Raw genomic sequence first — 24,153 nt, forward strand, 5'->3', positions numbered from 1 at the left:
TTTCCTGCCCCCCCTCTTGCGGCCGTTGGCGTTGATATCTCTGTACGACATCCATTAGTGCCCGATGGACTAGACGTTCCCAGCGATCTGCAGAGTAACCCTCCATCGTCGCAGCAAGATTAAGATGTTCTGGCTGATCGCCGGTATCAATATAATTCTCGGCAATCGCGCCTACTAGTACTGGATATTTTTCTGTGCCAGTGACTAGAATCTCACTTAACCGGTCTTCACCTGGAGTGATTTCGACAGTACCATCCTCTTGGCTCTTAATGAGTTCCTTTAATTCTTCAAAGGCCTCAGCAATGTAGTCTTCACGACTCATCGAGATAATCACCATTCTTGAAGGCGGATTGAACGAGCTCGAAGTACTCTGAATCCATCACTCGTGGATTACGAACAAATCCGAAATCGTTCAAAACGTGATCTACGATTTCGGGATCCTTGAACCCATAAAGATCGAAAGCAGCTGCGTCAACTTCTGCGCGAACTTCTCTCCTTAGTACTTCTGACTCTAGTCCCTGTATATCTAACCTCCGCCTTTCTTTTTCAAATTGCCCTCCTACCAGATTCAATTTCCCTACTCGTCGTTTGATAGGGTCAAACAGGTCGTGGTCCTCCGAGACAAACGGGACACGAGTTTCAAATAGAATATAATTCGGGACAGATGTGGATATCTTTTGGCGTAACAAATAATCGTATGGGATACTATTCAACAAACCTAGGAGGACTAATCGACGTCCTAAGTCCCCCTGGTCGCCAAAGTATGGATCGAGACCACGGAGCGAGTTCACATGAAAATAGTCTGACGGGAGTAAACAAGCGATCATACTCCGCTCGTTAGTGTTCCTGGTGATTCGTCGGTAGACAATTCGTGGCGACTCTGCTTTCAACTTCCCAGAATTCCCTGTTCGCTTTTGCTCCCGTAAATATTCTCTAGTTGACAGTCCCAGATCGGTTGATTGGGGGATCGTCCAGAGGTCAGGCTCGTTAACTTCCGCCTCAGGCACATTCTTATAAGCATATTGATATATATATATTCTTACCCCGATAAATCGGATCACTTCCTTCGTACGGGGCTTCTGAGATGTACTCACTATCTGCTGTTTGATTGAATTCACCGGATGGTCGTATAGACCAACCTTCAGCGTTCTCATGATCTTGGAGGACTGGTGCCTCAAGCAACTGCTGTAAGGCCCTAAATTGAACATCGTTCTCCAAAAGGGGAAATGCTTGTGTGTTTGGGGAGAACCGATATACGAAATCAGGTTCCAACTCAAAATAATTTCCCTCATCCGTCAAATCCTCTGGACTCACGAAACCGGATCCCAATTTGAAAGTACTCGACTGTTCCGTTGTTTGAGCAATTACAACCGCATAACGGAACCTCCGATCAATCTGGTCAAAGGTATTCTGATTTCTAAAAGTAGCTACTCGTTCGATATCTGTCGTTTCTAGGTATCTACGACGTATATGGCTTGAGCCGGGAGCAGTCAGCACTGATGCATCAACTAACGAAGCGACAACCCCGCCTTGACGTACGACGTCATGGGCACGATGGAGGAAGAACGAATCTAGCACATCGTTTGTACGTCGCCAGCTACCGGAGTTGGGAAGATAATACTGCCACCCAGATTGTAAAAACTCCAATGTCGATGAGTTGACCGCATTGCGTAGCCCAGACTCAGACCATGGTCCATGGAACAAGACAACGTCGAAACCCCCACCTTCCATGACAAGAGGAAATTCAAGTGGCCAATGGAAGGAATCTACATCTCCGACACCTTCTTGATTACTATTGTCGGATAGTTTATACCCAAGCTGTTGGTCAATAGCCTCCGCCCTTTCACGTATTTGTTCTCTTATCGTGATTTGCGGATCCGAATCAGACTGAATACTACTTCGGTACTCTTCGAGATGCGTACGAACCTCATTGGCGGTCGATTGTGCCGACGCCGTTCCATGTGGATGTTCAGATGTCAGATCGTCATTTTGGAAGAATGCGGAGAGAGGCAACTGGTTGGACCAATGTGGTGGATTCGAACTAAATGGCTTGCCGACGATACTGTTCCCTTGCTTGAAGTTATGTTCGCTCCGAGGCGGAATCGGATCCTCACCCGAATTTAGGGTGCAGAGATACGCTAACTCCAAGCGGAAACGAGTCAGCGAGACGGCTTCGGGATCGATATCGACGCCGAATAAGTTCTGCGTGATAGTGGTCCATACACGGCGAGAATTCTCCCCATGACTATCTATATCCGAAGGGTACGAGTATGAATCGGTAGGAGCCGGGACATCTTCAACAGAGGCAATGTAACTCCGCAACCGAACGAGTGAATCTAATGCAGAATGAAGGAATACCCCACTACCCATGGCTAGATCAACAATGTGTAGATCTGGAATAATATCTGTAGCAACTACGCTGAGGAGCTCTCGGTTCAATTCGCTCCGATCTGTATCAGCAGGTTCAGCTTCAGACGTGAGGTCAGTGCCAATGACTTCGGAGAAATCTGTATAGGTCCCGGAGACAGTAGTGTTTATTCGTTCCAGTACGGCGGATTCAACCGCTTCATCTGTGATACTCGTCGTGAGTTCCGTAGGCGTTTGATAGGTTCCTCCCTGCTTGTTTGTCAAGTGGCGCTCAAGCGCCACGCCGATGGTCTGTGGGTAACTTCATCCAAACTACCCCATCCGCTGTCTGTCAATAACCAATCAAATCTATTAAACTCACTTTCGAATTGATCACAGAGCAACTGAACCGTCTCATCGGTCACAAATGACAAACCATTTTCTTGATTGGTTAAGGACTGCCGCAATGGTCTGATCGTCTCCGGAACCGAGGTGGGGCTGGGAAACGCGGTGTTTTGAAAATGTTCGACAAAACTGACACTAGAGTTACTAGATTTTTCTGAAATTACCTTCGCTCGCAGCGCAGAAAGAACCAGCCATCGTGCAACAGATTTAGAATGTCCTGCTGAATCAGGAATTTCATGATCTACTTTTTTCTCAACGTCCTTGATGAGGTTTGAGAACAAGTTCGAAAACCGGCTGTTCAATTCAGATTTTGCGAGCGCGTCAAATCTTGAGCGCGGTGATTCTGGATTCAGGGCGTTGAGCCTATCAAGCGTCTCTCGAAGTTCCGCCCGGTTATTTGAATCTACTCTTGGTTCGAACTGATGATACCTGATTGACGGTGTGCCAATTGGTTTCGGAATGTGTCCAACCAACCACGCGTCTTCAAGATCTTCTTGTAGGATTATCGCACAGGATAGATCCTGTTCAAATTCAAAACTGATCTCGGAAACATCGTCTGTAGTAGTACTCAAAACTCCAAACCAATCGATACGGTTTGGGTTGAACCCAAGCTCATTAAATGTTTGACGGACCGCCGAAACTGAGTCCCATGTTCGAATGTCTGCTGGTGTCAGCTCTTGGTTCACGTCGTTCCAGCTCCTTATCCCACAACTAATAGAGATGCATAAAGAAGTACCCCATCACAATCCGGGGATCAATCGGGGTCGCGTTCCCATCCAGACGGCCGCCTTCCTTCCGTAGGGCAGCGATTGAGCTACTCCACTGGACGGACTGTGTCGTCATCTCGACGGACCCGGTCGAACGTTGAGAGATACGCGAGCCGGTCCCGAACCTCCTCGACATCCAGCTCCAGTTTCGCGGCCAGTTCGTCGACGGTCATCGGATCGCCGAGTGCCTGGAGGACTTCGAGCCCCCGGTAATACCTATTCGTGAGCTCCTGGACGTGGGCCTCAATCGGTGTTGTCACCCGTACCGCTCCTCGAGTTCGACCAGAGCCTCGTTCGCGAAGGTTACGAACTGGTCGTCGCCGAGCCGATCGATCTGGGCTTCGAGTTCATCTCGGACGACGTCGTAATCGAGGCCGGCCTGCACGAGCATATTCATGTCCTCGATGTCGTCGTCGCGGCCTGCGATCAGTTTGAACAGGAAGATATCCTCGTTGCTGACCAGCCGGACCGTCAGTCGATCCGTGTCGAGGAAGGGATCGCTGCGCTCTTGCATGCCGTCGGTGAGCACGAGCTTGTTCGCGACCTGCTGGTTGAAGATGTCGAGGCGACATCCATCCTCGTTCTCGACGCAGCTCGTCGCCCCCAGCGCCCGGTAATCTGGATCCAGTGATTGTACTTCCGTATATCCGAGGTCCATCAGGACGGCCCACCGCTGACCGTACGCGTCGCCATCCGGGACGACCAGGTCAATGTCTTTCGTCGCCCCCTTGAGGTCGCGCAGCGACATCGCACCACCACCGATCAGGTATACCGTGAGCGGGGCTGAGAGGCCATCCGCGATTCGCTGGAATTCGTTCTCGATGTACTCACGTCCGAATGTTGGTCTCATTGTGGTAGTGGCACCTCGTAGTCAGCCGCCAGCTCCTGGAACTCGTCCCACTCCGGGAGCCGGTCATCGTCGACCTCGCCGTGCGTCTCGAGGTAGCGGAGCAAGGCGTCGATTTCGTCTTCAAGGTCATATACTTCACCGCCTGCTCTCGGAGATCCTCCTCGTCGATGTCGACGTGGCTGAGCAGGAGGAGACAGTACGAGCGATGGCGGCTTCCGTCGTCGATCAAGAGGGTGTGACAGCAGAGCTCCGCCGGCGAGACTGCGTCGAGTTCCTCGGAGTAGAAGTAGTATCGGTGGCCGGTGAGCAGGAACTGGAGGTTGAAGGCCGCGAACCGAGCGAGGCCGGTTTCGTGGAATTCCCCCGCGTTGATCTCCGCCTCGGCCTGGGCAAGGAATTCGTCGTAGTCCTCCCAGAGAATCGTGCCCTTCGGGGCGACGGCTTCGAGGCGTTGGCGATGCAGATGGTGTGCGAGTTCACGTGCGAACTCGTGGAGGCGGTCGAAGTCGGCGTTGAACTCGTAGTGGCCGTCGTCCGTCCCGACAAGACCACGGTCGCAAAACCGCTTGAGGACTCGGTTGACCGTGTTGCGGTAGTTGTCGCTCCGGTCGGCGATCTCGGAGACGGTTCGCGGCTGATCGAGGTAGTACAGCACCTCGAGTGCCTTCCCGGTCAGCAGCTCGGAGAAGTCGATGTGGGAGTGCTGGCGGACGAGATCTTGGTAGAGTTCGACGGCGCGAGCATCCGAGGGGACGACTCGTTTTCGGCGGCCGTCGCGTTCCGCGTAGACGAGGCCTTTCTCAACGAGGTCGGCGACGGCACGGGAGAGGTAGCTCTCGCTGTGGTCAAGCTTTGTCGCCAGCTCGGAAATCGTGTCGCCGCGGTTGACCGTGGCGAGGACCTCGAGTTCGATGCGCTGGAGCACAGTGTAACATAGCGGGAAACTGGTTTATAGTGAAGTTTCGAGTAGTGTTATAGTCAGCAGACACAAGAACCGCTCAAGTCGTCTTAACCAACAAAACTATGGATTAGCGGGTTGTGTTGGTTAACACGAGAGTAGCCGATGTCCTACGAACCCCCGACCCCACCGGTGAACCTCCCGACGGAGATCGTTAACACGCTTAACGAGTCGGACCCGGAACGGCTCCGAGACGTTGCTACGTACGCCGAAGCGCTAGCCGAGCACAAGGAACGTGAGGCCCGTCTCGAGGAGTCGGCAGATCAAGAAGAGGGCAAAGAGCGACCAAACGATCTCCCGGACAATGTTCCCTCAAAAGCGACTATCACGATCAAGGAAATCAACAACAATCGCTACTACTACTGGCAGTGGCGGGACGGGGACAAAGTCCGCTCCCAGTACAAAGGCCCGGTCAATTCGGACGAATAGAACTCGGGGAGAGACGACACCCACCCCACGTTTCCGTTGTAATTGGTTGGTGGGGTGATACTGAGATTACGGAGACCACACCTCCCGTGTTTCTGTCATTTCACTACAACATCCCATCATTGATGGCACTAACAACGATAAAATCGTAGGACATACCCCCCGTTTTCGAGCTGTAAATGGGAAAGGGCGAAAAGAAAGCACATCACATCCAATAACACGTCGAATTTCTTAGCTCCCACTCCCCGTTTTCGAGTAGTAACGAGAAACTCCGACGAATGATACCCCCCATTTTCGAGTTGTAACACATCTCCTATAGCCCAAACACCCCCCGTTTTCGAGTAGTAAGTATACGGAGCTGAGACTAGTCCTTGTTTCGGAACTGCTTCAGTCGTTCGCGTACAACCGCGCTGATAGTCGCATCTTCATGAGCTAGGTCTCCGAACCGTGAATCCTCACGAATCGTCTCCATGATCGTTTCCGGATCCTCAGAGAGGGAGAAATACATATGCACTCCTCTACCTCGACCCTTGCCTCGGCGCTCGAAGTCTAACACTCCGTACGTGCTCTGCTCAGTGACGTGGTTTACGAAAGTCTCGCGACTGTACTGATCCGTATCCATCGTATCAGCAATGAATTGGTACGTCTTGAACGCAGGTCCAGCTGGTATCCACTCAGGATATTCTCTTGCATAATGGGCAGTGGCCGACACAGCGTAGATCGAGAGTTTCTTTTGAGTCGAGATTCCGCTGATATGGCGGAGTTTGCGATTTTCAGTATATTTCTCCTGAGCCTCACGGACATCAGTCTCGGTGACCGTGTCAGCACCACGCCGTTCCGCTAATTCGCCAGCCCACCTGAGGAGATCAATCGCTTTCCGCGCGTCCCCGTGCGTTTGGGACCCGAACGCAGCAACAAGCGGAATGACATCATCCGCAAGTGATTCCGGTTTGAAAGCGTCCCGCCGGTTTTTGAGAATACTACGGAGTTGCGTCGCGTCGTAATCGTCGAAGAAGATATCGTCAGGATTGTAGGAACTCTGTGCGCGGCTGTTGAGATCCTTCATGAAATCGGCATAGTTCGTGATAGTCGTAAGTGAAATCGGACCATCAAAGTCAGCGAGTTTTCGAGCCCGAGAAAGCTGGTAGATGAGAGAATTGTATTCTGCCTCCTGGTACGGTCCCTCGAGCGTATCGATCTCATCGAGGATGAAGATGACACCGTCGTAATGCTCGCGCATTAGTTCGTACAGTCGCTCGAGCTTTTGATCCGTTGAGACACCGGTTTGGGGAACACCAGGATCAACACCGAGGTCGTCGGCAGCAGCTTTAACTAACCGATAGACAGCACGGTCTGCTGTCTTCGGCCCCTCGCAGTTGATAGAGAGGACTCCGAAGGTCTTACCTTGTGACTCACACAGTTCGACGATCTGTTTACAGACTGCATGAATGATGAGCGACTTCCCAGTTCCAGAGGGCCCACTCAAGAGCATATCAGGGATACCTTGATTCTGGAGCACCGGTTTGAGATTATCGACGACACGACCCAGTTGGTCATCACGACCGACAATACGATCCTCGTCAATGATAGTATCTGATCGAACGAGATCTTTGCTCGCGAAGACTCCGCCGGACGACTCAGTTTGTAGCCGATCGCGGATTGAGATGCCACCACCGTCGTTGTTTGTTGCCTCTTGAGATGAATCAGTAGAATCCGATTCATTCTCGAACGTCGTTTGTGACGTATCGGGAGACTCTACATCCATCGACTCGGGATTTTCAGGATCAGCAGAGGAGGACTCATGTTCCTCTTCACCTGCTGGATGATCCGATCCTGTTCTACGTCCCTCTCGTCCCATTATGAACCTCCTCGAACTCTGGGTATAAAAATATGGACCCTTGTGGAGTTGTAACCGGACGAAAACAGGCTATTTAACAACTAGATCTGTCCATTCTCGGAATGAGGCTGATACCGTTTTCGGAATCTATCACCCACCATTATCGAGTTGTAACGCATCCTCGAGGATCTTCATCATCGAAATCCTTGCGTGACCCAGACCCCCCCGTTTTCGAGTTGTAAGAGGTTGGGGGTGGCATATCTGTCACGGTTCCCCCACCACCCCATTTTCGAGTTGTAAGTACAAGTGAGTCGAATTGAGCACAGAAGTAAAATCCAAACTATTGGATTTTGTGAATGAGGTCCTATGTGAGACGGCCCGTTCCACACACCCCGTTTTCGAGTAGTAAGTGCCAGAATCGTCGCAAAAGGACGACGCTTGCAGGTTCAGTTCACGAATGCCAATAATATCAGCCTCCATATACCAGGACTACTGGATCCGATTTGGGAATCTTGAACACACTACCCCCTCCCCCCTTTTTCGAGTTGTAAGTCGTTGAGTACAGATCACTCAAAACGCCGAGTCGGGAGAGGTTAGGTTATTAGAGTGGATAGAGAGGTCCTGAAATGCCATTATTTACGGAAAAGATCGTGCGCTCTTTGAAATTCTAATCATCTAGCTAAGCTAGATAATTTGTTCTCTCGTCCTCTAGTGCGGTTATGGTTAACAAGATTATGGGATAAACTTTCGCATCTCTAGTTGCAATCTGTAGAATCACCTTTTCAAGCTTCCTATTGCGTGTATTCGCTATAATCGACTGTTTTACTGTCCCTTTTACTTCTCACCCCACCCCTTCGTCACGAGTTTACAACTCGAAAAAGGGGGGAGGGGGTTCGCCAGAACTAGTCTGTTATAACGACCACACGTGTATCATCAAGTTTGCGTCGAATGAGGTTCCGATCCCAACCCAATCCCATTGAGTAGCTTGAGACACGATTCTGCTCGACAAGCCGCTCCACAGCAACGTCACCAGCATGGAGCGCTTCGATCGCTCTCTCGAGGTGACCGAACACCGCTTCTGGAGACTGCGTTGCATCAAGACGCTCGAGATAGTCTCGTTGGATATCCTCGATGAACGGCGGGGTCGAGCGCTGCCGGGCTTTGACGTCTCTGATCTTGAATTCGTCTTCGCCGGCGACCTTCCCAAAATACTTCGTCAGCGCGCCGGCGTCACTCTCTCTCGTTGCGGCACGAACGCCATCCAGTCGGATGGATTGACCCGTACAAGACGAGCCAGCGATGCCCGATGTGTGGGCACGCCAAGCGAGCGAACCGCAACAAGAAGCGGTTCAAGTGCCGATCGTGTTCTCATCAAACCATGCGGATCGTGGTGCAAGCGTCAACATCGCCGTGAAGGGTATCAAGAAGTATCAAGGCTGGAATGTGCTGCTCTCAACAGCCTTCAGCAGGTACGGAAGGTGCGACGGCAGGCATCGGGGGCCGTCGACGCCCCGGCCGTGACCTACGACACTGTTCGAGGATATCAGACCGATGGTGTCGTAGGAGTGTCTGACTAATCCACGGAAAGCCTCAGGGCTCGCACCCGAGGCAGTTCACGAGTGGAAATTATAGAGAGGACGACTCCGGCAAGACGATCCCAGGTCATCGAGCCGCGGGACCACGAGCAATCGGGCCTTGGCGAGTTCAGTTCATAATAGGTGACGGTGGTCACTGCATCGGCGACGCAGCTGCCGAATCGACGAGAGAGTACTCTCGATCCTGGGTGGTCCCTTCTGCCTTGAGGAGGTCTTCGAGATTCTCACGCTTGGTCTTGTCCAATTGTGCCTTCCGCTGAGAGAGAATTACAGAGTTTCGAGGCGAAAGCCCACGGCTTTAGCCGTGGGATGAAGCCGACACGATGGGAGATAGACCACTATTGGGTGGCCGGGCGGGAGTTGTGTTCCAAATTATTAACTCCGACCCTCCCGTATTGTGTTGTGACGGCGTTCCCCGGTTGTGGCACGGGGTCTTCGACCCCTACGGGGCGCTTCGCGTCCACAGCCCGCCGGGGAAGAAAGCCGGAGAACCAGTCCACCACGTCCCGACCAACTGGTCGGACGCGAATGGTGGTACCCAGTCGACTGAATACCCGACCGTGGAGGGGCGGACAGTATTCTGTCCCGGTGAAGCGCCCGGCGCGTCCGGGTGGGAAGGCCTGTTTGACCGGGCTGTACGCGCTGGAAAGCACGCCCTCGGTAATAATTGGGCGGCGACCGCTGAACGCCCCACGCGAAAGCGTACTTGAAGGCCGAGGAAACGCGCAACCTTAAACTCCCCATCGGGGAATCCCACCCCTGAAGGGGTGGGAGGAGGTCAATTACTATGCGACGATGACCCGTCTGTTATCAGGCTAGCAACCATCCTGATCATCTGATCCCGTTTCAGATGGCCATGTTGGGCCCTCTGGGTGAGGTATCTCCTCTACCAAACCCTTCTCGAACTTCGAAGCTCTCCAGGCTATCACGTTCTCCTTCCGCTGGACGTACTTTTCGTCGGTATCCAGCCAGCGGGCAATATCCTCGTAACTGTGACCAGCACAGAGCAGCACCATCACTGCGAAATCGAAACGATCGAGATTGCTCTCGTTTGCATCGGCATCAATACGGTCGAGGAACGCCTTTGAGGCATCACCGACGAACTCCATCAGTAGCTCATACAGATCCTCGTCATCAAATCCAGCAAACGTGAATCCCTCCGTGATGTTGTTCCCGGGGTCACTCTCTTCGGTATCCCAGCGAATCTCTTCGAGGGTCGCTCTTTCACAGTCGTGAAGTCTCGACAGGCGCTCTGGATACTCCTGTTCCCAGGTCGTAATTGTGTCGGCCACAGCCTCAGACTGAGCGTGTTCGATATAGGGATCACACCCTCGCTTAGCGATGACTGACTCGATTTTCTTTCCCGAGATCGTCAGTAGCACGGACGCACATTGATCAGTCTTCTCGAGGATCTGTGCGACTTCACGACGCGATTCGAGTTCGTCAAGGCCTGCACGTTTCTGCGCATCGTGGACGAGGTTGTTTCTGCGTTCTTTGACCTCGACAAGCGATCCGTGGTCACCCCCGGTCAGTATTTGGATATCACAGAGTTTCTCTAATCGCTTAGCGTGCCCCATACTCCGAACGTGCTCTGTGATGCTGTCGAGACGAGCTTCCTCGCGAAAGAGTTCGTTGAGGACAGTTTCCGTCGTCAACTCTTCGATGAGTGCCGAGGCAAGGAGTAAATACGAAAAGAATGACCGTTCAACTTCGCTGCCGATCTCGTTGGCGGAACGGAGTTTTTCAGCAATTTCAGCACGCTGTTCGAGATAATACTCGAGGACGTTGTCTGCGTGCCCGACTAGAGAGTTTTGGCGTTCTACGTATGCAACTTGGAGCAGTAATTCCTTATCGAAAGGGGAGCTTTCACTCAGCTCCTGGCACTTCTGGAGCGTATTTGTGGGAAGATGGCGTGTTAAATAATCAATGTCGTCATAGACAAGCGGTGTATTCGTCGGGCAATTGTCTACGATTGATTGAAAGTCGTCGTTGTCAGAGAGTTCGTTGAGTGCAGCACGTATCTCGTCGACGCTAAGTTCCCGGACATCTTCTGACAGGTCTGATTTTTCATCGACCGGAACAACGCGGTAAGACGCATCTCCAACGATAACTACCGGACCTTCCAAATCGAGAACCTGGTATTCTCCGATAGGGCTCAGAGAGACTGTCTCTGAGTCTATCGCGAACGTTAAGTCGAGATCAGTATCGTCGTCCACGCGTCAAAAACTGCAAAGGGCTCTATTCGACCTGGGCTTCGTACTCGTCCCAAAGCGTGTCGATGTCCGTGCCGGTCTCCTCAGAGATATGGCGCAGCAACTGTGCCCTGTTTTCGAACCGACGGAGCTGGCCCTTTGCGCTCATAGTAGGACATAATCGCTCCTGCAGTAATAAATCACGGGGGTACATTTTTCACAATTCGTGGCCAACCCTATGTCTTCGCGTAGCTAGTTGTACGATGCATCTTCGGCCGTGTCAGGCATGGTAATGGCGGTACGTCGGTACCCTATGCTGTTACACAAAATTGGTTGTAGTCAATTAATGGGTGGGAGTTAGAAGGCAAGAATCTGGCGGCTGGTCAGTCTCGACAACGCCGACGTCGAGGAGCGACCCAATGACCGTTCGGACGACGTCCTGACAAAGGTCACGATCAAAGGGATCAACGATAATCGCTACTACTACTGGCAGTGGAGAGAAGAGGACAAGGTGACCTCGAAGTACAAGGGCCCAGTCAACCCAGACGAATGAGTTCGACTGAGAAGACACTCCACGCTACGTTTCCGTCGTGACTGAGGATGAGTGCTAGGGAAGAAAACGAGCAACCAGAACCGACTCATCGAGGATCCTTGAATCGTCCACTGAACGATCGCTCGAAGACTACTACAAGACGGAGAGTCACTACGGCCTGCCTGGATCTCGTCACACTGGTCGACAAGGATCTCGTCGAGAAGGGGCAGGCCGATCGTCGCACAAGCGTCTGGTCAACTGTCCGAGTACTCTTCTGGATTCGAGGAAACTATCTCCACCAGCGGTTTCGGAGAGATGTAGCACCCATGACTTACCTGTGTGGCGGCATGCGGATACACAATGGCAGCACCAGATGTCGAGCAGCCGCTGTCGACGATTGGATGTGATGCGTGCCAGTCTGTCGTCCAGTCTGACGGGCAGCAAGACGTAGCATTTCTCCTCTTGGATCAGTTGACAATCCCACTCCTCAGTTGTGACGAACACCTCGAGCAGTTCTCGTCAATCTGTGGATTAACGACTGAGGACACAGCTGATCTCCTGCATCATCGACCAGCCGGTGGAGTATCGTGTCCCGGTTGCCGTCTCGCGCCGTACAATTCGTCGCATCCCATGATCCAAGTCCAAGATGGAGCTCTCATCCCGATGGCGTGTCCAGAGCATCAGTCAAAGATCGTTCAGCGATTCCACACAGGGATTCAGACGCAACAGCAGTTGACAGCTGGTCTCGATACTCACACGTCCCGGTAGCGTCCGAGGTTTCGTCGAACTCTGCGGTATAGTGGTGCAGTAGTGGTATTGCCCAGACCATCTTTTACTGTGAGCGTGTCGTCATTGGACGCATGGTGAGGGATACTGGGACAGAGCGGAAGCAGGCACCCATCTATCGGGAGACAATCAATCGGTTCTGGGTGTTTCGGCTCGTAATCGAAGTATACCAGGATGGTGTTGCTGTGCGGCTTGGCCCGCTTCAACGGTCATTCCGCCAGATTTCGTTCCGTGAGATCGATGACATCCGGGTGACGACCTACTCAGCCTCGACCTACGATGGATGGCACTGGGGGCTGCGCCGGTCTTCCAGTGGCGATACGGTGTATCGGCTCCGTGGCAACCGCGGCGTCGAACTCGTATTATCCGACGGGACTCGGACATTCCTCGGAACAGTGGGCAGTGGGTACGCCGCAGAGAGCGGAGTTCGGCGACCGTGAGAGTCCGGAGAATCTGTTTGAGTGAGCCCCCTCGAGGCATCTTGGGTGTGGTTGGAAAAAGTAGGTGTCGGAATGAGTGAGCGGGATAAGGCAGAGATGTGGCTAAGGCTAGGGTCACAAACTAACCGCTCCGCTTCCGCACAGTTCTGTAGGATACGCACGAAAATACCCATCCGTGACTCTTTAGAGACCTCTGATTCATCGACTGACAATACAACTTCAAATTGAGATTATCGAAGCGTTCTGGCCGAGGCTAACTCACTGATCGAAAGATGCTGTCTAGACGTCGCAATAGTTTTTGGGATGTATTCTGGGGATAATACTATGGGTAGGTTGAACCGCCGAAACCACGATCCCGATGACTTGGTGGATGAGTTGACAGATGTTGGAATATTATCCAAACACCAATCGCAGGCCGTTGTCTATTTCGAGATTAAAGATGATCCTGAGAAGGATGCTCGGTCACTCTTCGATATCTCAGAGAAGGAACTGGAGGATGAGAGAGAGCGTGCGAACGATATGATAGAAGCTGCAGAAACAACGATCAACGTATCAAAATCCGATATGGGTATCGAGGAGAGGATAGAGAAGTTACACGAGGATGGCGTGTTGCTCGAAACCGAAGCGAAGGCATACGTTCACTCTGAGCGTGCCGACGAATCGACGCTTGTCGATATGGTGAAGAGGCCACCATCCGATATAAAGAGCGATAAGGAGACAGCGAAAGAACGGATCAAACAATGCTATGATCTGGCGTATTTCTTGGACGAACACGCCGGCATAGAGATCTATTAATCCGTTCACGCGGTGAGGTACATGAGATGGCCATCGTCGATCGAGCAGTTTAGTGAGTTGCGAAGGCGGTTTTGTTGCCGTTGTATTCGGTGACTTGTGGGGAGTGAGTACACCGTTAGCAGAGTTCGGCTACCCTGGGACCGCGTAGGAGTTGTTTGAACGGGCCGGCTCGAGACATCTGCCTGCAGGTGGTTGTGGTTGAAAAAAGTAGGTGTCGGAATGGATGAATGGGATGGGACAGTGGGTGTCCCCAAGGGGGACAGCGCCAAAAAATCCCAGCGCCCACCCCCGCCTCCGCTGAGTTCCAGTTAATCCAAACGAAACGGGGGTTAGACAGCGACCTGTTATTGAGAGAAACGTCGGCCTAGGGCCAGCATTCGAACCCCTGATCCTCAACTGAGGGGTGGTGTGCCAATTTCGGGGTGCCTGAGATCAAGCGTCACTGGCTATCGACAACGAAACGGTCTCAGCTATGGCGAGGAACCGGATGTCTCGGATGATCGGATTCGGTTAGTAACGCAGATTCTCTCCCTCGCCACTCGAGTCTTTGAATTTGGGATGAAAAATACTGTCGGCTAGAATATAACATTTGATATTAGTTACCCAATCTCTTTGTAAGATTGGCAATGTGTACTATTATATTTCTTGAGCTAGCGGCTTACGAACAGTTTTGAGGCGCGAAGGCAAACAGACGGTAAAATGGACGAGTTGGAGTTCGCCTTGGAGAATATCAATGGGCATGCTTTCGAGGACTTTGCTATGGCATTTCTACGAGAGAACGGTTACGACGATGTCCATGAGAGCGGTGGATCTGGGCCTGATGGAGGATGGGATGCACAGATCGAACTCGGTGGGAGAACCGGTATCGCCCACGCCAGTGTACAGAAAAGATGGAAACGAAAGCTCCGAAGTGACGCAGAGAAAGTAGCGGATCTCGAGGAGGGCCGGGGTGAAGACTACGACCTGCTGGTCTTTGTTACGAACCAGGATGTCAGTGGTAGCCAGGAACTGGATATGGAGGACGAAATCAGAGACGAGTACGGATGGGCCCTGAACATCCATCACCGGAAGGAGATACTGGGAGAGGTCAGGCAGAACACTCGGGGATTGGCCGAGGACTTCTTCGACATCGACCTGCAGAAAGATAGGGATCACGTCGAGGAGATCGAAGAACTGCTTGAGAACCAGCTTGACGACATCCAGGCCCGGAAAGGCTACGCCGGCGATCTCGTAGAAGGCCCTGCAGTCGTCCTCCACATCATCCCCAACGGCGTACTCTCGAAAAGCAAGGCCAGTCCCGGAAGCATCCCGGAACCATCTGTCCTGTTCGAGCAGCTTACAGTACACGGGGAGACCAAGGGCAAATACACCATTTCCTACGGGAGGGACGGTACAGCCGACGAACCGTATTCCTATGCTGTACTAAGGAATGACGGCCTCTACGAGTCTGCTTCTGCCTCCGCTTTTGTACAGAGACCTGAGGAAACGTGGATACAGGGCTATATCCAGTCATCTGTTGGTATAGGTCTTGATGCTTCGGTGGTGTTGACGGCGCGGAGTGTGATGGAGGACTTGTCGGAAACGGGTTTCTCCGGTACGGCCTTTGCATGGCTTTCCTTCCTTGATGCTGACGGCGTTCAGCTTAACGTGCCGAATAGCCGTCAACGGGCAATCGGATATACTCCGGCGACACTTGAGACAGATCGGTATACAACGGAGTACGCTACACTGCAGATAGGAAGCGAGGAGGTCATAGCAGATCTTGAGCCAATACTAGATGAAGTGTGGCGAGAGTTCGGTGAAGACGGTACACCGAATATCGAGGATGGTGAGTGGGCGCTTGGCACATACTCCATGAATCGTGAGACCGTCTTAGAAGAAGGAGACCGGTAGAGTCCTCTGTTCTGACTCAGTGTATAACTTTGAACTCAGATATCTTAACCAACAAAATTATGGGTGGCGTTCCATGTTGGTTAATACGAGACGCTCTTATGTAGAACTGCGGAAAGCCCCGATAACGAGACAATCAATGGTTGAATCGACGGATTCGCCAGCCAGAGTGAGTGACCGAACGATGCCGAAAGTGTGAGCGGCCTGTTCCAAGCCCTGCTTGGACAGGCCGCGAAACTTCCGCAGCCACGGCTGGACGAGCGAAAACAGGCACTCTGCTTGGTTAATATGGACGCCGTCAGGCGATACGTATCTCTCTTTGTGGACGACTGTCCGGTGGTCACGCTTCATTTCTCGATACGCCTGGAGTCCGTCGGTCCAGACCTCTCCCAACGGCTGGGAGAGGTCTTCAGTCTCCTGAATTACTGGTTCCAGATCGCCTTCATAGTTGATGCCCAGCTGGCCGCGAATCACCCGAAGCGAGTCGCGGCACGCCGCGACGAGCGTCAGTTGATCACCATGCCGTCCTCGCCAGCGTGAGCGCCCTCTCTGAGACGAGCCGCCGCGAGAACGGCTGTTCCGCGGCGGCTCTTGGCCTTTGTAGCCCGAACAGACTCTACCAGACTCGTCGACTTGCGTCGGGCCATCGATGGTCTGGTCAAGCAGCTTCCAGACAACGGGGAAGCCGCGATGGATCGCGGCTTCCACCTCCCGAATCGCCGTGTGAACGGTTTTGTAGGCTCGACCGAGCAACGGCGCGATCTGGTTGATACTGAGCAACGTATCGACGTAGAGCGTGAACGCGAGAAGTACCTCGCCGCAGGTGAGGTGCTTCTCGTGGAACGGCGTTCCGTAGGTGTATACCGGCTTAAAGTTGCAGCCTCGGCACCACACGCGGTCGAGATGCGGCCACGTTTGAATGGCGGTGTGCCCGCACCGTGGACAAGATGTGTTCTCCCAGAAGTCCTTGAGTCGCCGCTCGATGCCCGCATCGAGCGGCTCCGTGTTGATCTCGACGACGCCCAACTCGATCAGCTCTCGAAACATCGCGCCGAACGCCGGCTGAGCAGAAGACATACTCCTAGATTATGCCTGGGCACAGTGTAACTACAGGGTCTTTCCGTAGCTCTACACAAGAGCGATGCTGAGTGGAGACACGGAACGGACCTGGAGAGAATACTTCGCCCACACACCCCTCGTCCAGAGTGAAAACCAATCAAGAGAGTGGGGTGAGGTCCACGGGAAACGGGGGTTCTCGTGGGAGAAGCTCAACAAGAATCACGGTAAGACTGCCTGAGACGAGAGAACACGGAAGAAATGGAACAGCAAACACGAGTAGCGGTTCGAAACCATCCGGACGAATGCCGCCTTCGTCCTCTTCCCTGTGCTGAATGCACTTGGAGAGTGGTAGGAGGTAGGTAGTAATAAAACTTCTAGGTAATACTATGCAAGTTGGTATGTTTGGAGGGTCTTCGACTGTGTGACGACTGCTGTTCGAGGGATACTCGTCTCACGTCTTGTGATTTCGGCACTTCCCAGCCAACTCGTCGTGTGGTTTCCGCCGGGTCAACCGAGGTACTCTCGTAGCGTTTCACTCTGGACGAGGGGTGTGGGGGTTCGATTCCATCGTCCGCGTATTATGAGACGTTGAAGGAACAATCGTCATTCTGACTATTCGCCAACCAGCGAACCGGCATCAAAGCCGAAATCGGGATTGGTATCTCCCGATCTCCCTCATCAATCGGAATCAAGATACTCAATCCCGACAGTTCCGATTGTACCCTGCTTTGCTTCGGCTGGAGATCTGACCTGCGTCTTCACTCTTGACAGGGGGTGCCGATGAACGCTCGTCACCCTCACTCGAGGTTCACACTCCACTCCAGCTCGTCACACCGGCGCTTTCACTCTGGACGAGGGGTGTCTGCCGTGCGTCAGACGCCCAGTGCCGATGTATCCTCTCATAGAAATGATTGATTACACGGTCCGGGAGATACACTCTGGACGGGGGGTGTCGTCTCAACCAAGTACTTTGCTCACCGGGTGGAGGGCTATTCACTCTTGACCGGGGGTGTGTCAAACCCGCTCCAGTCTGGCGTTTTCACTCTGGATTGGGGGTGCCGGTCTGCGTCGGTAACTCTCGCTCCGAATCCGATTTCACTCGGGACCGACTCGACTCTTTGTGAGGATGATACGCCAGCGACAAAACATCAGAAGACGACCATAGCCCGATTTACACTCTGGTCGAGGTAGCCAAATCATTAAGTAGGTCCCATCCGCGATGTCTGATATTGATGGCTGAGGAACCGTCCCAACTCTCTGACTTCGACGGCCGCTACGAGGATCCCGCTGACGATCCTCTCTTTGACTTTGATGAAGACGATCCCGACCGAGCCAATATTTTCGCTCGAAAGGAACTGCTGAAGGTTGGCCACGTCCCTGAAAGCGGCCGTATCGTCGGCCGGGATGGCGAGATCAAGGCCGTTGCTGCTGAACTCAGGCCGATCGTTCGTGGTGATCCACCCAACAACGTGATTATTTACGGCAAAACGGGAACCGGGAAGTCGCTCGTTGCCCGTCACGTCACCGAGCGAGCACGGCGAGCCGCGGAGTCGAACGGTGTGTCCGTCGGCACGGTCTACGTCGACTGTGCGCAGCACAACACACAGACACGCGTCGCGAGGACGGTAACTCGTTCACTCAACGAGACGGACGAGACTGACTTCGATATTCCACGCGCAGGGATTGGCAGCGGTGAATACTACGACTATCTCTGGGAGATTCTGGATACTGCCTACGAGTCAGTCATCATCATTCTCGACGAGGTGGACCGACTCGATGACGATGATATTCTTATGCAGCTCTCGCGGGCTCGCGAATCGGGGAAAGCGGATTGCCACCTGGGCGTCATCGCCGTCAGCAACAAGATCGAGTATCGCGACCAGCTGAACGAACGCGTCAAGTCGAGTCTTCGCGAGGAGGAGTTCGTCTTCCAGCCCTACGATGCGAATCAACTGCGCGAGATTATGAAGCACCGACGGGACGCGTTCCACGATGGCGTTCTCTCGGATGATGTGATCCCGCTGACGGCGGCACTAGCCGCTCAAGAACACGGTGACGCCAGAAAGGCCATCGAAATTCTTCGTCACGCCGGCGAACTAGCCGAACGAGAAAACGTCGACACAGTCGTTGAGGAACACGTTCGTGATGCTCAGGAGTGGGCTGAAATCGATCGGTTCGAGGAGCTTCTCCGTGGATCGACGACCCAGGTCAAATTCATCCTCTATTCGCTCGCGCTGCTCACCGAAGAGAATCCGAACGAGGATGGATTCTCTACCAACCGGATTTACGAACGGTATCAAGCGACGACAGAGAAGGCCGATGCGAAGACTCTCAGCGAGCACCGCGTCTATGAGCTGTTGAAAGAGCAGGCGTTCCTCGGTGTCGTTGAATCAACTCGGACCGGTGGTGGCCGGGGTGAAGGCAGTTATCTCGAACATCGGTTGGTTCAGGACACGGGTATCGTGTTGAAATCTGTCCTTCGGGACAGCCGGTTGGAGGACTTGGCCTAGCTCCCGTTTCGGTCGCTGACCACACCCCTGGTCACGAGTGTATCTCTCGACACGTCGGGCACGTGGGGTGGGTGATCCGAGGTCGTCTTCTACTTCCACTAATCGACTTTGGCCGGGTGAGGAAACGACGGAAACGTGGGGGGTGTGATCCCCTCAACTGTGGCCGCATTCCTTCTATGGACCTCCAGTTACGACGGAAACGTGGGGTGGGTATCTTCTCTTCGCGTTTTACCTGTCTGGGCTGACCGGACCCATTCACACTGAGGGGTGTGGGGTGGGTTGAACCCATTCACATTCTGGGGGGTGTCCTCTGCTACGCTACTAATTTCGCTCGACACACCCCGGCCCCAGTTCACTACCGTCTATTCGTCGGGACTGACGGGGCCTTTATACTGGGAACGAACTTTTTCGCCTTCTCGCCACTGCCAGTAGTAGTAGCGGTTGTCGTTAATCTCCTTGATCGTGATCGTGGCCTTCGCCGGGACGTCGTCCGGAAGATCGTCAGGGCGTTCTTCAATCTCGTTTTCATCTGAGTCATCTTCGAGACGTGCCTCGCGAGCTTTGTGCTCAGCTAGCTCTTCAGCGTAGCGGGCAACGTGCTGGAGCTGCTCAGAAGAGGACTCGTTGAGCGTATTGACGAGGTCTGTCGGGAGTTCCGCCGGCGGCGTCGGTGGCTCGTAGGACATCAGCGGTCGCCTCGTGTTAACCAACAAAGCGCGTATCGGCATAGATTTGTTGGTTAATCAGGTATCGGCTCGTCGCGGGCTGAAGAGTATGAATAGCAAACTATTCACAAATAGCAACCGGGGGCGCTGTCGATGTCAAACCAACGGCAATCAATTAAACCTCACCGTAGCGGAGGTCGAGAACGCAATTGGTGCTGTGAAACTCACGACCATTCTCTTTCTGACTCACGGTAGGAAACGTCGAGATCGAGATCGTCGTACATGCGATCGAGCATAGCGAGTGCTGACTGAAACGTCGCATAATGCTCCTGCATGAACGCTATCGTCTCGAGCCGAGAGATGACTGGATATCCTTCGACGTGGTCGGGGTTGAGCACGGAACGCTCGTCGAGGACGATTTGGAGAGGGCCTTCAAACGAGTCCTCCGGTCGACGCTCAAATCCTGTTGGGATTCCAAATTGTTCGAAAAAACGCTGCCAGGCGTCGACGTCCTTCTCACGGACAGCAAGAAAGAGCGGGTAGTCGTCGGGCTCGCGACCGACTTGGTAGCCGCCCTGAGTCCACACGTAGACGGCGTCGATCCGCGTGAACGCGAACGGCCAGTCACCGAACTGTGGGAGTACGTACGCCTCTTCGATGGACGGTGGGTTCACGCCGCCACTCGTGGCCAGCAGGTCTTGTGCCGCATTACGGACGCGATCGTCGGTCACGAACAGTCCGTCATCATATCGAAGATACCCTGCATCCTCTAGTTGATTGACTGCTTGTCGAACCGTTTCGTAGGGGATGTGGAGATGTTGGGCTACCGTTCGGATCGAATCCCCAGGATTGACTGCGAGCAACACTCTAGCAGCAGTCTCATCAAACGGTTCGTACATCTAATAATTACCAATATTATGGTAACAGTCAAATAGATTACTACACTTTCGGCTATGCCGTTCTGAACGGCCTATGCAATCCGTCTGACTGACTCAAGTCCCGAGACACCAGCCAGTCTGTCTCTAATCTCCTCCTCGCCAATCGCCGTAGTCCACCGGACCGTAATTTCGACGGTAATGAGTGTTGCCGACAGCTGTGGCTCGATACTATCCAATTCGTCAATCGTGACGTCATCGATAGTTTCGGGCCGCGAGAGACGCTTCTCAGCGTCAGTGACGAGGTCCCTATCTGCGCCGCAGGGGATTCGAATCGTCACGACGGCAATTGTCGTCGATTCTGGGTCGGTGGTATTGGATACTGCCATATTTTCATCTCCGTTGAGGGGCGTCTCACGGGCCAGATGTTCGACAGCTGTACTCCGAGTGCGCGAGGGACGATTCGAACGTCCGTCTCGGTCGTGGCACGACCGTGTGTTTCCGAACTCCACCACTCGCGCATCCTCAAAACAAAAAATACGGACAGGGTTAGGTCGGCTCGAACGCCTCGATCTCATCGATGATCTGCTTCGGCTTCTCGGCGTGTTCGATGAACGAGAGGACGTTCTCCGACCATCCCGAGATGTTGTAGACGTTCTCGTAGCCTTCTGGCGTCACCAGGTCGCCGTAGGCCGCGAGATCGACGAGATACAGCGCGGTGTCCGTAGACACCTCGTCCCGATACGCATCGAACGCGTCCTTGACCGTCTGGGAATCGCGGGCCGTGAACGGCGTGTTGTCCCAGATCTGCATATCGGTGAAGACGACGATGCGTTCGACGGGCTCACCTCGCTCGCGGAGGTAATCGATTGTCTTCCAGCCGTTCGTCGAGTTCCCGACGTCCTCGTCGATCGCCAACACCGCCGCTTGGCGCTGCAGGACTGGCGTGTCGACGTGCATCGGAACGGTCTGGAAGTCGTCGCCGAACCCGCCGACGTCAGCACCCTGGTCGGCCAGGATCGCACCGAACAACGCACCGATCTCCTTCAGTCGGAGCGTGCTGTTCGCGGACAGCCGCTGATCCATCGATCCCGACAGGTCGACCGCGACAAAGGTATCGCCGAATCCGCCAGGTACCGTCTCGATCGCGACATCAATTGCGTCTTCGAGCCACTGCTCGACCGTCGGTGCCTGGACATCCGCGTCTTGCAGCGCGGTGTAGGCCTGGTAGTACCGGAACGGGTACAGCGGCGCGTGTCGGACGGCCTCTAGGTCGAGGTGATCCACGACGGTGTCCTCCGGAACGCCGGCTTCGAGCATATTCCGGAGGTTCCGGATCGACGCGAAGATGGGCAGCGTGTACTCGTCGTCCTCGATGAGCAGTTCCCAAGCGGCTTGGGTGTTGCCGCGCTCGGAAATGACCGTCTCCCAGGTGTTGGGCGACGGCAACGGGTCGACGTCGGGATAGTCGTCGAGGCCGCCACGCATGAACCGCTCGAAGAGCGCTTCCTGCTCGGCGTCGACGGGCGTGGGGTGGACGCGGTTGAAGACGTCGTGCAGCGTCACCTCGCGCCGCGACAGGTCGTACTTGCCCAGCGTGTAGGCGTCGGCCATCTCCACCAGCGCGTCTTCGATCCCGCGTCGAAGCGGCCACGGCGCAGTCCCGCCGAACAGCTGATCGTGGACCGCGAGCGCGGTGGCCGTCTCGTCCATCCGCTGGATGATCGCCGGGGCCCATTCGCGGATGAGCGACTCGGGAGAGTCGTCCTTGAATCGGTCGTCGTTGGCTGCCAGCACGAGTAGTACTTGTGGGATGTCCCGCAAGTAGAGCTCCTGGCGCGCATAGGCCGCGAGCTTCAGGACGAACTCCGGGTCCTCGTTTGCGGCGGCATCGAACTGGCGAACGACAGCAGCGAGCTGTTCGTCATCGGTCTCGTAGAACGAGCCCTCCAGCAGTTGGTTGATCGTGCGCTTGTACAGTGCGAGTCGGGGGTCGGCAGGCTCGAACGCTTCCCCACCTTCGTAGTTGGTGGTCCGCGTTGCCTCCGCGACCGTTTGCTTTGGCGTGTTGAATTCCATCCTATCACCCGGAGCCGCAACAGGCGACTCCGATCGCAACTGCCCACTCGCTCTGTGAGCAGCGAGTCTTGGGAGAGAAACTCCCCGAACCAGCCTCGCATCGCTCGGCTGGACGTTCCCGGCACGATTCGAACGTGCGACACCCGGCTTCGAAGGCCGGTGCTCTGTCCTGACTGAGCTACGGGAACACGAGTGGCCGGACAATTCCTGGAGCGAACGACGGGATTCGAACCCGTAGAGTGCCATCGACGTAGCGCTCCAGATCGACGGCCACTGGCGACACGGCGACCGGAAAACTGTCGGAGCGGAACCGGTGTCGAGCGTCCTCTCGTACGCTCTTTGTCCGGGATGTTCTCGATGGACTGCGCCACCGACAGGATTTGAACCTGCGAGTTCCTGGCGAAGCAACGCTCCGACTCGACGGTCGCCACGTGCGGTCGGGGAATCGGTGGTGCGACGGGCTATGACTCCCGTTGGTGTGCTTTGCGGGCGAAGAAACGCACCACCTCGACGACCACACGCTTGGGGAAAGCCGACCGTGACAGCGTCACGGATCCGTGGCTGCCCGCTATGTCAGACACGGAAAAACGCTGTCAGAGCCAGCCCCCCGAGTACTCCCGAGGGGAATCGAACCCCTGGCCTCCAGTTTGAAAAACTGGCGTCTCTCGCCAACGGAGACTCCGGGAGCGCTGGAGAGTAAATCAAGCACCGAGGTGTGGGCACGCACGGGTCACTGCAGCCGTTCGAAGCCCTCGAGTTGGCCGTGCGTGAACGTTACTTGATACGTGACGAGTGTATCGAGACCCTCGAAGGAGTGTTTAAGCTTGAAGCGGCCGTGGTAGTCGTCTCGTTCGATCCAGCCGTCGTGGACTCGGTTCCGACAGCCGGCCATGTAGCGAAAATCGTCCTCGTCGACGTCGTCACGGCTCGCGTATGGCCGGTCTTCCGGCGGGACCGCTTCGGTGTGCCACTCCTCTTCGAGGAGCCGACCGTCCGCCGTAATCCGAAATGTGGTCATAGTCGGTCGATCGATGCCTTTCGTTTGCCAGTCGACGTCCTCGGCAGGAGTTATCCCTTCGGGGTACTCTGGCAGGTGGACGTCGTCGTAGAGTTCGACTGTATCGAATAGTCCCATTGTTGTCCTCC

Annotated in this window: 17 protein-coding genes, 2 tRNA genes and 4 pseudogenes; 6 read left to right on the top strand and 17 right to left on the bottom strand. The window is 54.2% G+C overall.

Annotation, left to right across the window (positions count from 1 at the left end):
- The 5 genes and pseudogenes from FEJ81_RS18555 to FEJ81_RS18575 form a co-directional block, all read right to left on the bottom strand.
- Positions 1 to 322: hypothetical protein (locus FEJ81_RS18555; RefSeq protein ID WP_138246829.1), on the bottom strand; the 322-nt coding region annotated here is incomplete at its 3' end.
- Between the two features lie 689 nt (positions 323 to 1,011).
- Entirely contained in the window at positions 1,012 to 2,631 is a 1,620-nt protein-coding gene (locus tag FEJ81_RS18560; RefSeq protein ID WP_138246830.1) for an Eco57I restriction-modification methylase domain-containing protein, read from the bottom strand.
- The gene (locus FEJ81_RS18565) at positions 2,628 to 3,437 is read right to left on the bottom strand and encodes a hypothetical protein (RefSeq protein ID WP_138246831.1); all 810 of its coding nucleotides are present in this window, start codon (positions 3,435 to 3,437) and stop codon (positions 2,628 to 2,630) included. The genes FEJ81_RS18560 and FEJ81_RS18565 overlap by 4 nt, the downstream gene beginning before the upstream one ends.
- Positions 3,438 to 3,565: 128 nt before the next feature.
- A pseudogene (locus FEJ81_RS18570) lies at positions 3,566 to 4,368 on the bottom strand (DUF6036 family nucleotidyltransferase).
- Positions 4,365 to 5,293, bottom strand: a pseudogene (locus FEJ81_RS18575) (MarR family transcriptional regulator). The pseudogenes FEJ81_RS18570 and FEJ81_RS18575 overlap by 4 nt, the downstream one beginning before the upstream one ends.
- 138 nt (positions 5,294 to 5,431) lie before the next feature.
- Between FEJ81_RS18575 and FEJ81_RS18580 the strand changes: the two are divergent.
- Complete coding sequence (locus FEJ81_RS18580; protein ID WP_138246832.1) at positions 5,432 to 5,755, top strand: hypothetical protein; 324 nt, start codon at positions 5,432 to 5,434, stop codon at positions 5,753 to 5,755.
- 361 nt (positions 5,756 to 6,116) lie between these two features.
- Here FEJ81_RS18580 and FEJ81_RS18585 read toward each other — a convergent pair whose 3' ends face one another.
- On the bottom strand, positions 6,117 to 7,517 hold the full coding sequence (locus FEJ81_RS18585; RefSeq protein WP_138247153.1) for a Cdc6/Cdc18 family protein: 1,401 nt from the start codon (positions 7,515 to 7,517) through the stop codon (positions 6,117 to 6,119).
- Between the two features lie 1,058 nt (positions 7,518 to 8,575).
- Positions 8,576 to 8,856, bottom strand: a pseudogene (locus FEJ81_RS23835) (type B DNA-directed DNA polymerase); the annotation flags it as partial.
- Here FEJ81_RS23835 and FEJ81_RS24545 point away from each other — a divergent pair.
- Positions 8,851 to 9,166, top strand: a pseudogene (locus FEJ81_RS24545) (zinc ribbon domain-containing protein); the annotation flags it as partial. The pseudogenes FEJ81_RS23835 and FEJ81_RS24545 overlap by 6 nt on opposite strands.
- 833 nt (positions 9,167 to 9,999) lie before the next feature.
- Here FEJ81_RS24545 and FEJ81_RS18600 read toward each other — a convergent pair.
- Together FEJ81_RS18600 and FEJ81_RS24250 are read right to left on the bottom strand one after the other, a co-directional pair.
- Positions 10,000 to 11,400 (bottom strand): hypothetical protein, encoded by a 1,401-nt coding sequence (locus FEJ81_RS18600; RefSeq protein WP_138246833.1) that lies wholly within the window; start codon positions 11,398 to 11,400, stop codon positions 10,000 to 10,002.
- 22 nt (positions 11,401 to 11,422) lie between these two features.
- Positions 11,423 to 11,545: a hypothetical protein gene (locus tag FEJ81_RS24250; protein ID WP_008528531.1), complete on the bottom strand. Its 123-nt coding sequence runs from the start codon at positions 11,543 to 11,545 to the stop codon at positions 11,423 to 11,425.
- Positions 11,546 to 12,768: 1,223 nt separating this feature from the next.
- On the opposite strand from FEJ81_RS24250, the gene FEJ81_RS23430 reads away from it, so the two are divergent.
- The 3 genes from FEJ81_RS23430 to FEJ81_RS18625 all read left to right on the top strand — a co-directional run bounded on the left by FEJ81_RS23430 (position 12,769) and on the right by FEJ81_RS18625 (position 15,822).
- Positions 12,769 to 13,134: a hypothetical protein gene (locus tag FEJ81_RS23430; protein WP_175416487.1), complete on the top strand. Its 366-nt coding sequence runs from the start codon at positions 12,769 to 12,771 to the stop codon at positions 13,132 to 13,134.
- 324 nt (positions 13,135 to 13,458) lie between these two features.
- Positions 13,459 to 13,929, top strand: coding sequence for a hypothetical protein (locus FEJ81_RS18620; RefSeq protein WP_138246835.1), 471 nt, complete (start codon positions 13,459 to 13,461; stop codon positions 13,927 to 13,929).
- Between the two features lie 699 nt (positions 13,930 to 14,628).
- Positions 14,629 to 15,822 carry a restriction endonuclease gene (locus FEJ81_RS18625; protein ID WP_138246836.1) on the top strand — a complete coding sequence of 398 codons (1,194 nt, stop codon included), beginning with the start codon at positions 14,629 to 14,631 and terminating at the stop codon, positions 15,820 to 15,822.
- 96 nt (positions 15,823 to 15,918) lie between these two features.
- Here FEJ81_RS18625 and FEJ81_RS18630 read toward each other — a convergent pair whose 3' ends face one another.
- A complete protein-coding gene (locus tag FEJ81_RS18630) occupies positions 15,919 to 16,896 on the bottom strand; it encodes an IS1595 family transposase (RefSeq protein ID WP_138246837.1) in 978 nt (325 codons plus the stop codon).
- A gap of 1,214 nt (positions 16,897 to 18,110) precedes the next feature.
- On the opposite strand from FEJ81_RS18630, the gene FEJ81_RS18635 reads away from it, so the two are divergent.
- Positions 18,111 to 19,388: a Cdc6/Cdc18 family protein gene (locus FEJ81_RS18635; RefSeq protein ID WP_121571058.1), complete on the top strand. Its 1,278-nt coding sequence runs from the start codon at positions 18,111 to 18,113 to the stop codon at positions 19,386 to 19,388.
- 362 nt (positions 19,389 to 19,750) lie between these two features.
- Here the strand turns inward: FEJ81_RS18635 and FEJ81_RS18640 are convergent, their stop codons facing one another.
- The 7 genes from FEJ81_RS18640 to FEJ81_RS18675 form a co-directional block, all read right to left on the bottom strand.
- Positions 19,751 to 20,074: a hypothetical protein gene (locus FEJ81_RS18640; protein WP_138246838.1), complete on the bottom strand. Its 324-nt coding sequence runs from the start codon at positions 20,072 to 20,074 to the stop codon at positions 19,751 to 19,753.
- Positions 20,075 to 20,277: 203 nt separating this feature from the next.
- Complete coding sequence (locus FEJ81_RS18645) at positions 20,278 to 20,952, bottom strand: MarR family transcriptional regulator (RefSeq protein ID WP_138246839.1); 675 nt, start codon at positions 20,950 to 20,952, stop codon at positions 20,278 to 20,280.
- Positions 20,953 to 21,023: 71 nt separating this feature from the next.
- The gene (locus tag FEJ81_RS18650) at positions 21,024 to 21,317 is read right to left on the bottom strand and encodes a hypothetical protein (RefSeq protein WP_138246840.1); all 294 of its coding nucleotides are present in this window, start codon (positions 21,315 to 21,317) and stop codon (positions 21,024 to 21,026) included.
- Between the two features lie 160 nt (positions 21,318 to 21,477).
- Positions 21,478 to 23,007: a TROVE domain-containing protein gene (locus FEJ81_RS18660; protein WP_138246841.1), complete on the bottom strand. Its 1,530-nt coding sequence runs from the start codon at positions 23,005 to 23,007 to the stop codon at positions 21,478 to 21,480.
- Between the two features lie 113 nt (positions 23,008 to 23,120).
- Positions 23,121 to 23,195, bottom strand: a tRNA-Arg gene (locus FEJ81_RS18665).
- 424 nt (positions 23,196 to 23,619) lie between these two features.
- Positions 23,620 to 23,695, bottom strand: a tRNA-Glu gene (locus FEJ81_RS18670).
- 42 nt (positions 23,696 to 23,737) lie between these two features.
- Complete coding sequence (locus tag FEJ81_RS18675; protein WP_138246842.1) at positions 23,738 to 24,142, bottom strand: hypothetical protein; 405 nt, start codon at positions 24,140 to 24,142, stop codon at positions 23,738 to 23,740.
- Between the last annotated feature and the right edge of the window lie 11 nt (positions 24,143 to 24,153).

The sequence above is a fragment of the Natrinema versiforme genome, from assembly GCF_005576615.1.
Lineage (GTDB): Archaea > Halobacteriota > Halobacteria > Halobacteriales > Natrialbaceae > Natrinema > Natrinema versiforme_A.

What these genes read in the sequence shown, in the direction of transcription:
- FEJ81_RS18640 (WP_138246838.1), bottom strand. Translation starts at nt 20,074, where the DNA reads ATGTCCTACGAGCCACCGACGCCGCCGGCGGAACTCCCGACAGACCTC.
- FEJ81_RS18675 (WP_138246842.1), bottom strand. Translation starts at nt 24,142, where the DNA reads ATGGGACTATTCGATACAGTCGAACTCTACGACGACGTCCACCTGCCA.
- FEJ81_RS18650 (WP_138246840.1), bottom strand. Translation starts at nt 21,317, where the DNA reads ATGGCAGTATCCAATACCACCGACCCAGAATCGACGACAATTGCCGTC.
- FEJ81_RS24250 (WP_008528531.1), bottom strand. Translation starts at nt 11,545, where the DNA reads ATGAGCGCAAAGGGCCAGCTCCGTCGGTTCGAAAACAGGGCACAGTTG.
- FEJ81_RS18585 (WP_138247153.1), bottom strand. Translation starts at nt 7,517, where the DNA reads ATGGATGTAGAGTCTCCCGATACGTCACAAACGACGTTCGAGAATGAA.
- FEJ81_RS18635 (WP_121571058.1), top strand. Translation starts at nt 18,111, where the DNA reads ATGGCTGAGGAACCGTCCCAACTCTCTGACTTCGACGGCCGCTACGAG.
- FEJ81_RS18625 (WP_138246836.1), top strand. Translation starts at nt 14,629, where the DNA reads ATGGACGAGTTGGAGTTCGCCTTGGAGAATATCAATGGGCATGCTTTC.
- FEJ81_RS18630 (WP_138246837.1), bottom strand. Translation starts at nt 16,896, where the DNA reads ATGTCTTCTGCTCAGCCGGCGTTCGGCGCGATGTTTCGAGAGCTGATC.
- FEJ81_RS18620 (WP_138246835.1), top strand. Translation starts at nt 13,459, where the DNA reads ATGGGTAGGTTGAACCGCCGAAACCACGATCCCGATGACTTGGTGGAT.
- FEJ81_RS18580 (WP_138246832.1), top strand. Translation starts at nt 5,432, where the DNA reads ATGTCCTACGAACCCCCGACCCCACCGGTGAACCTCCCGACGGAGATC.
- FEJ81_RS18645 (WP_138246839.1), bottom strand. Translation starts at nt 20,952, where the DNA reads ATGTACGAACCGTTTGATGAGACTGCTGCTAGAGTGTTGCTCGCAGTC.
- FEJ81_RS18660 (WP_138246841.1), bottom strand. Translation starts at nt 23,007, where the DNA reads ATGGAATTCAACACGCCAAAGCAAACGGTCGCGGAGGCAACGCGGACC.
- FEJ81_RS23430 (WP_175416487.1), top strand. Translation starts at nt 12,769, where the DNA reads ATGGTGAGGGATACTGGGACAGAGCGGAAGCAGGCACCCATCTATCGG.